General features: G+C 72.0%; 10 protein-coding genes. 4 read left to right on the top strand and 6 right to left on the bottom strand.

The genetic code is table 11. From position 1 onward, the window contains the following. Positions 1-182 precede the first annotated feature (182 nt). Positions 183-902, bottom strand: a complete 720-nt coding sequence (locus TA90_RS15130) for a single-stranded DNA-binding protein (protein ID WP_052450649.1) — start codon at positions 900-902, stop codon at positions 183-185. Between the two features lie 214 nt (positions 903-1,116). On the opposite strand from TA90_RS15130, the gene TA90_RS15125 reads away from it, so the two are divergent. Next, positions 1,117-1,578, top strand: coding sequence for a GNAT family N-acetyltransferase (locus tag TA90_RS15125; RefSeq protein WP_043535634.1), 462 nt, complete (start codon positions 1,117-1,119; stop codon positions 1,576-1,578). Between the two features lie 110 nt (positions 1,579-1,688). Here the strand turns inward: TA90_RS15125 and TA90_RS07900 are convergent, their stop codons facing one another. After that, entirely contained in the window at positions 1,689-2,435 is a 747-nt protein-coding gene (locus tag TA90_RS07900; protein WP_043535633.1) for a sulfite exporter TauE/SafE family protein, read from the bottom strand. Positions 2,436-2,635: 200 nt separating this feature from the next. Here TA90_RS07900 and TA90_RS07895 point away from each other — a divergent pair, with 200 nt between their 5' ends. Together TA90_RS07895 and TA90_RS07890 are read left to right on the top strand one after the other, a co-directional pair. After that, positions 2,636-3,583, top strand: coding sequence for a DUF222 domain-containing protein (locus TA90_RS07895; protein ID WP_043535631.1), 948 nt, complete (start codon positions 2,636-2,638; stop codon positions 3,581-3,583). Positions 3,584-3,605: 22 nt separating this feature from the next. Continuing rightward, on the top strand, positions 3,606-4,214 hold the full coding sequence (locus TA90_RS07890) for an HNH endonuclease signature motif containing protein (protein ID WP_231550702.1): 609 nt from the start codon (positions 3,606-3,608) through the stop codon (positions 4,212-4,214). Between the two features lie 178 nt (positions 4,215-4,392). Here TA90_RS07890 and orn read toward each other — a convergent pair whose 3' ends face one another. After that, positions 4,393-5,076, bottom strand: coding sequence for an oligoribonuclease (gene orn, locus TA90_RS07885; protein WP_187120111.1), 684 nt, complete (start codon positions 5,074-5,076; stop codon positions 4,393-4,395). Between the two features lie 87 nt (positions 5,077-5,163). Between orn and ilvA the strand changes: the two genes are divergently transcribed. Beyond that, the gene (ilvA, locus tag TA90_RS07880; protein WP_082031566.1) at positions 5,164-6,573 is read left to right on the top strand and encodes a threonine ammonia-lyase IlvA; all 1,410 of its coding nucleotides are present in this window, start codon (positions 5,164-5,166) and stop codon (positions 6,571-6,573) included. 163 nt (positions 6,574-6,736) lie between these two features. Here ilvA and TA90_RS07875 read toward each other — a convergent pair whose 3' ends face one another. The 3 genes from TA90_RS07875 to TA90_RS07860 all read right to left on the bottom strand — a co-directional run. Beyond that, complete coding sequence (locus TA90_RS07875; protein WP_043535627.1) at positions 6,737-7,156, bottom strand: winged helix-turn-helix domain-containing protein; 420 nt, start codon at positions 7,154-7,156, stop codon at positions 6,737-6,739. A 416-nt stretch (positions 7,157-7,572) separates the two neighbouring features. Beyond that, positions 7,573-9,906: a 5-methyltetrahydropteroyltriglutamate--homocysteine S-methyltransferase gene (gene metE, locus TA90_RS07865; RefSeq protein ID WP_043535623.1), complete on the bottom strand. Its 2,334-nt coding sequence runs from the start codon at positions 9,904-9,906 to the stop codon at positions 7,573-7,575. Positions 9,907-10,022: 116 nt separating this feature from the next. After that, positions 10,023-10,311, bottom strand: a 289-nt coding sequence (locus tag TA90_RS07860; RefSeq protein ID WP_043535621.1) for a methylenetetrahydrofolate reductase, incomplete at its 5' end; no start/stop codon positions are given.

Raw genomic sequence — 10,311 nt, 5'->3', positions numbered from 1 at the left:
CGGGCCGAGTTTCCGGGGGCAGGGACCAGTGATGTCCCAGCGAGGTGCGCCCCGCCACGGTGAGCCCCGGTGGCACCCGCCCCGGTGGCACCCCGGCAGCTGACACGCCGGCAGCTGACACGCCGGCAGCTGACACGCCAGCCCGCCAGGGTCGACGCGACGGCACCGGTCCTGCGCGTGGCTCAGACGTGGACTGCCCGTTCCTCGTCCGCGCCGCCCGACCCCGTGGAGGAGTCCTCGTCATCGGAGACCAACCCGTCCGGACCGATCCCGGAGCTCTCGTCCTCGTCACCACTGCCGCTCGCCTCCCGCGCCCAGTCGGCCTGCCGCGCAGGGAGGTCCGGGTCTGTGGGTTCCAGGTGCACCCCGGAGGTTCCGCCCGTCGCGGCGCCGCCCTCGTAGGGGGATCCCTCACCGGGCACAGACGCCGAGGCGTCGGGTGCCGCGCCTGCGGAGGTGGGCCCGTCCGGGACCTCGTCAGAGGGGCGGGTGCTCGAGAGGGCGCCCGTGCGCGCGAACCTGGTGTGGCCCAGGTTCAGGTCGTGCCCGATGCTCTGCGCCGTGATGACCAGCTCGCCGCGGGCCTCGCCCTGCTCGTCCTTCCAGGCATTGACCGTGGGACGCCCGACGACGATGACCGGGTCGCCCTTGGCCAGCGACGCGAGCGCGTTCTGGGCGAGACGGTCCCAGGCGCGCACCGTGTACCACTGTGCGTCGAGGTCCTCGAAGGTCCCGTTGTCGCGGATGCGGTACTGCGAGACCGCCAGGCGGAAGCGGACGATGACCTGGCGGTTGCGTGTGTCGAACCTCCTCAGGTCGGTCCCGACCCGTCCTCTCAGGGTGATGCTGGTGTTGCCCGTCATGGTGTCCTCCTTGGTCTGCCGACGGATGCCGGTGCGCACACAGTGGTCCCCGGAGACCTCGGATGACAGGGGTCGCCCTCGTCCCTGTGGATGCGCGGGGGTGCACCGACGCCCCTGTGGAAGCAACCACTCCCCCGACGTGCGACCATCGTCGGGAGGAACCGGAGTGGGGAGCCCACCCCGGACGCGGTCCGTCCCTCCGGCCGCGACATGCGCCCACCCGTTCATCCCCGTCCAGTCAGGAGCAGCGACGATGTCCCCGACCACACTGCGTCGACGCACCCCGGCAGATGCCGCCAGGGTCGTGGGCTGGATCCCCGACGCCGATGCGCTCCACCTGTTCACGGGACCCCAGGTGGCCTGGCCCCTGCGCACCCGGGACCTGGTCGGGATGGAGTCCCAGCCGGGGTTCAGCGCCTGGGTCCTGGTCGAGGGGACGTTCGGGGCGCCGATCGGGCACTTCGACCTGACCGTCGTGGGCCCCACCGCCCGGCTCGGACGCGTGGTCATCGCCCCCCGACGGCGCGGCGAGGGACTGGCGCACGTGCTGGTGGGGCACGCCGTCTCACAGGCGAGGGCGCTGGGCGCGACGAGGATGCGACTCGACGTCATCGTGGGCAACGAGCCCGCGTTGCACACCTACCTCTGCGCGGGGTTCCGGGAGTGTGCCCGACATCCGCGGCCGGAGGTGACCGCGATGGAGCGCTCCCTCTGAGGACGGTCCGGACGTGCTGGCGCCCGGGCCCGGGCGACGGGTCCGGCGGACGGGGACGCGGACGAGGGCGGGGACGCGGACGAGGGCGGGGCACCGTCACGCCCGCACGCTCACCTGTTGGTCCAGAGCCACACGGCCAGACCGGTCCCTGCCGCGGCGACGGTCCGACGGAGCACGGTCTCCGGGATGAGTCGCTGGACGGAGGGCCCCAGGTACCCGCCCACCACACAGCCCGCCCCGAGGGCGAGCGCCGCCCACCAGTCCACAGGGGTCGTGAGGACGAAGAACACGGAGGCGGCGATGTTGGAGACCGCCAGGAGGATGGACTTCACCAACACCGAGGAGGTGAAGTCCGCACCCGAGAGCAGGACGGCCACGGCGAGGCAGATGACCCCGGACCCCGCGCCGAAGTAGCCGCCGTACACGCAGGTGAGCAGGAGCGCGACGAGGAACACCGGACGCGGCACCGTCCCGAGCGCTGGCGCCTCCTTGAGACGTGGGCTGACCAGCAGCAGGAGCGCGGCCACCAGCACCATCCACGGCACCACGGAGGAGAAGCTCGACTCCCCGGTCTCCACCAGGAGCCAGCCGCCCGCCAGGCCTCCGACGAGGGCGATCCCGACCTCGACGACGGTGGTGCGCCGACCCCGGGCGAGGAACTCGCGGCCCGAGTGGGCTGTGGTGCCGATCCCCGCCCCGACCAGGGCCAGGGTGTTGGTGACGTTGGCGGTGACCGGTGGCAGGCCCGCCACGAGCAGGGCGGGGTAGCTCACCAGGGACGCAAGACCGGTGAGGTACCCGACCAGTCCGGACGCCACTCCCGCCAGGACGAGGAGCAGGAGGTCGACGACGGTCACCGGTCAAGCCTAGGTCCGCCCGAGGGTCCAGAGGGCAGCGGCGGCACCCGGACCGGGAGAGAGGCAGGGGCATGCGGCACCTTCCCGGACGAGGATGGGTGACAGGGGTGGACGATGCCGGACGAGGGGGGTCGCTCCCGCCTGTGGAGGGAGAGTGTCCGTGTGCCGCAGATGCACATGGCCTCCGTCACACTGGGGTCATGGACGGGACGACTGGGACCCAGGACCGCGGGGCGCGACGCCCGGCGGACGTGGCCCGCGCCCTCGTCGGAGTGCACGCCGCGGACCTGGCCGCGGTCTCCGACGCGGATCTGCTCGAGCTGGTGCGTGGCGCCGAGGAGGTGGGGCGCGTCGTGGACGCGGCGCGGGTGCTCCTGGCCGGTGAGGTGGAACGCCGCTCCCGCCCGTCCCTGGGGGCGGACCGTCTGTGCGCACGCTACGGGTGCCGCAACGCCGCGGAGTTGATCGTGCGCCTGACGAACGTCTCGCGGCGCACCGCCACCGATCGCATACGACTGGCCGAACCGCTGATGCCGTCGTGGTCGTTGGTCGGCGATCCACTGCCCGCGGTGTTGCCGGAGTTGAGCGGAGCGCTGGAGACGGGGACGCTGGGCGTGGACGCGACGCGGACGGTCGCGCGGGCGTTGACGTCAGCCCTCTCCCACGGTGCCGACCCCGTGCAGGTGGGCGTCGCCGAGGCGGAACTGGTGGGTGCGGCGACCCGACCACCGGACGACGGGGACCCCACAGGTCCCTGTGGGCCGGGGCCCGGCATGGCTGCCGATCAGGTGGGTGTCATGGCCCAGGTGTGGCAGGCCTACCTCGACCCGGACGGCGCGGCTCCCGATGAGGGGAGGGGCCTGCAGCGCAGGGGCATCACCCTGGGACGCCGGCACAAGGGCACCGTGTCCCTCCGCGGGGAGCTCCTCCCCGAGGTCGCGGCCCAGCTGCAGCGCCTCTTCGATGCCTATCTCAGTCCCCGCGTCGAGCAGACCGGCGACGCGACCCCCACGTCCCCGGACGGTTCCACGACGTCCACGGAGGGTGCCGACAGGTCCGGTGGGAACGAGTCCGAAGCGGTGCTCCCCCCCTCCGCCGGGACCACTCCTGGACCGCGAGGGACGCACCCACGCCCAGCGCCGCCATGACGCCCTCGCGGGGATCCTCACGGTGGCGGCCGGACACGATGACGTGCCCCGGCTGGGAGGCGCCGCGCCGACCCTGGTCGTCACCGTCTCCGCCGAGGATCTCGACGACCCCCTGGGCGCCGCGTTCATCCAGGGCGGTGACCCACTGGACACGCCGGTGGGCACGGGTGTGGCCCGCCACGTGGCCTGCTCCGGGGCGACACAGGTGGTCGCCCTCGATGCGCGGGGTCGACTGGTGGGAATGGGCAGCCCGCACCGTGTGTTCACGCCACACCAGAGGCGAGCCATCACCCTGCGCGACGGGGCCTGCATCATCCCCGGCTGCGACGTGAGGGCCACCTGGTGCGAGATCCACCACGTCACCCCCCACCATCGTGGCGGACCGACGCACACGGACAACGGAGTCCTGCTGTGCTGGTTCCACCACCGCACCCTCGACGACACAGGTTGGCAGATCACCATGGAGGGCGGCCTGCCCCGGGTCATTGCCCCGCCCTGGCTCGACCCGGACGGATGGCCGCGCACCTCACCGGGGTCGAGGCACCGACAGTGGCAGCGCCACCGCGCGACCCACCGCGCCCAGCACCGCTCGGGTGCGGGCACCACCGACGAGGGCGACGACCCCGCCTGATTCAGCCTGTGGGACACCCACCTGTCGGACCCGCGGTGCCCGTGCACCGGACGGGACCGGCCCGTCGCCGGGTGACGGCGAAGATGAGGGTATTGAGGGTGGGATCAGCGAAGTGAGAGGGGAGACCCAGCGCCGTCAGGAACGGGTCAGGGCCGTCAGGAACGGGTCAGGGCCGGGGTCACTCCCCTGCGGCCACGTCCTCGACCGCGACCGTGGTCGCGGCCTCGTCGGAGCCGACGGCGGTGATGTGCTCGGCCAGGACCTCGTCACGCACGCGACGCGCGTCCGCCCTCGTCGGTCCGGGCTCTGCCGGGAAGAGCACCCGACGGTAGTACTCCAGTTCCTGGATGGACTCGAGGATGTCCGCGAGCGCCCGGTGCCCGCCGTGCTTGACGGGAGCCTCCTCGAAGGTCGGGCGGTACCAACGCCGCGCGAGTTCCTTGACGGAGGAGACGTCGATGAGCCGGTAGTGCAGGTGGTCGATGACCTCGGGCATGTTGGCCTGGAGGAACACCTTGTCGGTGCCCACGGAGTTCCCGGCGAGCAGCGCCTTGCCGGACTCCGGCACGAAGCCCTTGATGTAGTCGAGCACCTGACGTTGGGCGACCTCCATGGTCAGCCCGTGGGCGAGCTCCTCCAGCAGTCCGGACCTCGTGTGCATTTCGCGCACGAAGTCACCCATGTGCTCCAGTGCCGCCTGGGGCGGGGCGATGAGGACGTCGATCCCCGGGTCGACGATGCGCAGGTCACCGTCGGTGATCACCACGGCCACCTCGATGAGCGCGTCCTGCGCCACGTCGAGACCTGTCATCTCGCAGTCGATCCACACCAACGGGTTCTTCAGAGTCTTCGTCACGTCCACCAGTGTAGTGCGGTGGTCGTGGGGCCCCACCCGGCCCCGTCGTCACTAGACTGGCCGCCAGCCGCACCACTCCAGGAGGCCACCCGCATGACCACCGGCCGAGCCACTGTCCCGCCTGCCACGTTCCCCTCCGCCGAACCATCCCCTGCGACGCCGCACCCGTCGGGTCCCCTCCCCGTCACCATCGAGGACGTCGAATTCGCCGCCCGGACCCTGCGCGGCGTCGTCCGCCGGACCGCGCTGGAGCGGTCGGTGCGCCTCTCGGACCTCCTGGGCCGCGACGTGTACCTCAAGCGGGAGGACCTCCAGAAGTGCCGCTCCTTCAAGGTCCGCGGCGCCTACGCACGTATGTCGATGCTCACCCCCGCAGAACGCGAACGCGGCGTCGTGTGCGCCTCCGCCGGCAACCATGCCCAGGGGGTCGCCTACGCCTGCTCGCACCTGGAGGTGCGCGGGACGATCTACCTCCCCTCCAACACCCCTCGCCAGAAGCGCCAGCGCATCGAGGCCATCGGCGGTGACTGGGTCGAGCAGGTCATCGTGGACGGCACATTCGACCGCGCGAACTCGCTCGCCCAGGAGGCGGCGCGCGCCTCGGGACGCGTCTACGTCCACCCCTACGACGACCCGATCACCATCGCCGGCCAGGGGACGATCGCGGTGGAGCTCGCCGAGCAGATGCCGCCCGACACCGCGTGCGTACTGGTGCCCGTCGGAGGGGGCGGGTTGCTCGCCGGGATCCTCACCTGGCTCAAGCACGCACGTCCCGAGATCCGCGTCATCGGGGTGGAGCCGGTGGGCGCGGCCTGCATGCTCGCCGCCCTGGGTGCCGGCCACCCCGTGCGCCTGGAGAGCGTCGACTCCTTCGTGGACGGCACCGCTGTGGGGCGCGCCGGCGACCTGGCCTTCGACGTCGTGCGGGAGCTGGTCGATGACGTGGTCACCGTCCCCGAGGGGGCGGTGTGCACCGAGATGCTGGATCTCTACCAGTCCGACGGTGTCATCGCCGAGCCCGCCGGGGCGCTCGCCTCGGCTGCGGCCCGTGCCATCCTCGGTGCCGAGACCCCCGATCCCGACGAGGGCGGGACGACCGAGGTCCTCCTCGACGAGGGCGGGGCCGCGGGCCCCCACCCGGACGGACTCGGACAGGGCGCCGTCGTCTGCCTGGTGTCCGGGGGGAACAACGACCTGACCCGTTATGCGGAGGTCATGGAACGCTCGCTGCGCCACGAGGGGCTCCGTCACTACTTCCTGGTGACCTTCCCCCAGCAGCCGGGCGCCCTGCGGATGTTCCTCGGTGAGGTGCTCGGCCCCGGCGACGACATCGTCCACTTCGAGTACACGAAGAAGAACAACCGCGACACGGGTCCGGCGCTGGTCGGGATCGACCTCTCCCGCCGGGAGGACATCGAGGGCCTGCGACGCCGCATGGACGCCTCGCCCCTGCACGTGGAGGAGATCGGGACGGACTCGGAGCTCTTCCGGCTGCTGGTCTGAGGCGGACCGCCACGGTCCGACACACGACTCAGCGGAGGCACCTGGTGTGCCTGACCATCGCTGCAGGTCAGGGGCCCATCGCGCCATGCGAGCCGCTCACCCGGGCGGCAGTCGTGCGTTGGCGGGCGATCGGCGGGAGTACCGACCCCCGTCGTCGTGTGGGTCAGGCGGCCAGTGCGTGACGACGGGTCTGCAGGACCCGCACCCCGGGGGTGGAGTTGAAGCGGTAGCCCTGCCCACGCACCGTGGAGATCAGGTCGTCGACGTCCAGCTTGCGGCGGAGGCGACGGATGTGGGCGTCCACCGTGCGGGACTCGGCATCCAGGCCACGGTTCGACCAGACGGTCTCGAAGAGCTCGTCCCGGGTGACGGTGCGGTCGGCGTTGCGGGCGAGGTGCGCGAGGAGCTCGAACTCCTGGCGGGTCAGGTCGACCAGTCGCTGCTGGATCCGGACCGTGCGCTGGTCGACGTCGATGACGACATTGCGACCGAGGGTGAGATTGTCCAGGACGGCCAGGAAGTCCTCGAAGGAGGATTCAGGAGCGGTCTGCGCGGGACGGGCGGGCGTGTACACGAGTGCCATGTGAGTATCCGATTTTTCGGTGCCGCGCGCCCACGCTCATGGTGGGGACAAGGGGCGGCAGGTGATTGACTGGGTTGGAGGCGTCAATCACCGACACATTCGCGCACAGGTGCCACCCATGAGGGGGCTCGTCTGCTGCGGGAATGTGCTCACGAGGACAATGCTGTTCGTCGGGGCCGGTCCGGTCAATGTCCTGTCCACATCCTGGGCAATTGTGAACTGCCGCCCGGTCGTCTCCGGGTCGGGGCACGACTCCCCCATCCCGCCCGCACCCCTGCGCCCGCCCCGGGGGCCCCGGGGCGACCCCAAGGCGACCCCGCGCACTTCCGGGCTGAACACACGGAGGGGCCCGACCACCTCGTCCAGGTGGTCGGGCCCCTCCGGCCTCCGCGCGGACCGTGGTCCGCTGCGCCTCGTCAGACCGTCGGCACGGGCTCCTCCAGGCGCGCCCGGACCTCGCCCGCGGCGCGGACCATGTTGCGCAGCGTCGCGACCGTCTCGGGGTAGTCACGGGTCTTCAGACCGCAGTCGGGGTTGACCCACAGGTGACGGGGGTCGACCGACCGTGCCGCCTCGACGATGAGCTCCTCGAGCTCCGCCACCGAGGGCACGCGGGGGGAGTGAATGTCCCACACGCCGGGTCCGACCCCCCGTTCGAAACCGTGCTCCTTGAGCTCGGGGAGCACCTCCATGTGGGACCGTGCCGCCTCGATCGAGGTCACGTCCGCATCCAGGGCATCGATGGCGTCGATGATCTGGCCGAACTCCGAGTAGCACAGGTGGGTGTGGATCTGCGTCGTCGGGAGGACCCCGGCGGTCGCCGCACGGAAGGCACCGACCGACCACTCCAGGTACTCGTCGTGCCGGGCCTCGTCCAGGGGCAGGAGCTCGCGCAGGGCAGGCTCGTCGACCTGGATGATGGCGGTGCCGTTGGCCTCGAGATCGGCGACCTCGTCACGCAGGGCGAGGGCGATCTGGTCGGCGACCTGCGGCAACGGGATGTCGTTGCGCACGAAGGACCAGGCGATGATCGTCACCGGTCCGGTGAGCATCCCCTTCACCGGCCGCGGGGTCAACGACTGGGCGTAGGTCGTCCACGGGACGGTGAGCTCCCTGGACCGGGTCACGTCCCCCCACAGGATGGAGGGACGGGTGCACCGCGACCCGTAGGACTGCACCCACCCGTTGCCGGTCACCGCGAAGCCGTCGAGGAGCTCCGCGAAGTACTGGACCATGTCGTTGCGCTCGGGCTCACCGTGGACCAGGACGTCGAGACCGATCTCCTCCTGCAGGGCGATCACACTGGCGATCTCCTGCTGCATGCGTGCCGTGTACCCGGCATCGTCCAGGTCCCCGCGGTTGTGGGCGGCACGGGCGCGACGGATGTCCCGCGTCTGCGGGAAGGAGCCGATGGTCGTCGTCGGGAGCTCGGGCAGGCCCGGGCGCACGGCCTGTGCCGCCTCGCGCACGGCGTACTCCACCCGGGTGCGGTCCGCCGGGGACAGCGCCGCCACGCGCCCGCGGACCCCGGCCACGGCCACGCCCGGAGCGACGGCACGTGCGGCGAGGGCGTCCCTGGCCGCCGAGACCTCCGCGTCGATCTCCTGCCATCCGCGATCGACGCCCCGGGCGAGGGTCACGACCTCCCCGACCTTCTGGTCGGCGAAGGCGAGCCACTCGTGGAGGGACGCATCCAGTTCGGGGTCCTCCCAGGTCTCCAGGGCGGTGTCGTGCGGCACGTGCTGGAGGGAGGTCGACGTCGCCACGGCGAGACCCGCGGCATCCAACTCACGCAGGGAGTCGAGGACGCCGACGACGGCCCCCAGGTCCGCCCGCCAGATGTTGCGCCCCTCGACCGCCCCGGCCACCAGCACGGTGTCGGAGAGGTCCACGTCGCCGGGCACGGGCGCGCCACCTCGCACGAGGTCCAGGTGCACGGCCTCGACCCCGGCCCCCACCAGTGCCCCGAGGGCTGCCCGTCCGTCCCCGTACGGGGTGGTCACGAACAGGGCGGGCCGCTCCCCCACCGCGGCCAGGGTGGCATGGGCGCGTGCGGCGGCCTCGATGAGCGCCGCTCGCGGCTCGGGCAGGTTGTCGCTCACGAGGGCGGGTTCGTCGAGCTGGACCCAGGGAGCTCCCGCGGCCGCGAGCTCCGCGAGGACCTCGGCGTACACGGCGACGACCTCGTCCAGCCTCGACAGGGGCGACCAGCCTGCGGGCGCGTCCTCGGAGGGTTTCGCGAGCGCCAGCCAGGTGACGGGACCGACGAGGACGGGGCGCACGGTGACGCCCCACCCCTTCGCCTCGACGAAGCGCTCGACGACGGTGCGGTCCGTGAGGACGATCGGGGTTTCGGGACCGAGCTCCGGGACGAGGTAGTGGTAGTTCGTGTCGAACCACTTCGTCATCTCCAGGGGCGGCACCGAGGCATCGCCACGTGCGAGGGCGAAGTAGAGGTCCAGGCCCTCCCTCCCGGCGAAGCGGTCGGGGACGGCGCCCAGCAGGGAGGTCGCGTCGAGGACCTGGTCGTAGAGGGAGGCGGCCTCGGGGGCCGAGGCGTCCTGGGCACCCAGGCCGAGGGCGACGAGGCGCTCGTGCGTCGACCGCCGCAGGTCGCGCTCCGTGGCGGCGAGGGCGGCGGCGTCACTGCGCCCGGCCCAGTAGGACTCCACGGCCTTCTTGAGCTCGCGGTTCCGACCGATGCGCGGATAGCCCAGGATCGTGGCAGTGGGGAAGGTGGTCGTGGTCATCGGGGGTCCTCCGTGGATCAGGTCGGGTGGTGCTGCGTCAGGTCGGGTCCTACCGGTGCGGTGTTCACCGGATCGTGCCGCGCGGGGGTCGGGGCAGGTCGGGTCGGGTGGGTTCCTCAGGTCACTGGATCGAGCAGGCCGGCCTCCTGGAGCAGGTCGAGGGCGGGAGCCGCGCGGTTGAAGGTGTAGAGGTGCACACCGGGCGCGCCGGCCGCCAGGACCTCGCGTGCGATGCGTGCCCCCTCGCGCACCCCGACGCGGTGGCAGGCCCCCTGGTCGCCCAGGGCGCTCAGGCGGTCGAGCAGTCCGCGGGGTGCCTCGATGCCGGTCAGGTCGGTGACCCGGCGCAGACGCGCAGGGTCGGTGGGGGGCAGGAGACCCGCGAGGACGGGAATCGTCACGCCG

Source organism: Actinomyces polynesiensis (genome assembly GCF_000820725.1).
GTDB classification, from domain to species: domain Bacteria; phylum Actinomycetota; class Actinomycetes; order Actinomycetales; family Actinomycetaceae; genus Pauljensenia; species Pauljensenia polynesiensis.
This window is presented reverse-complemented; position numbering and strand designations above follow the sequence as displayed.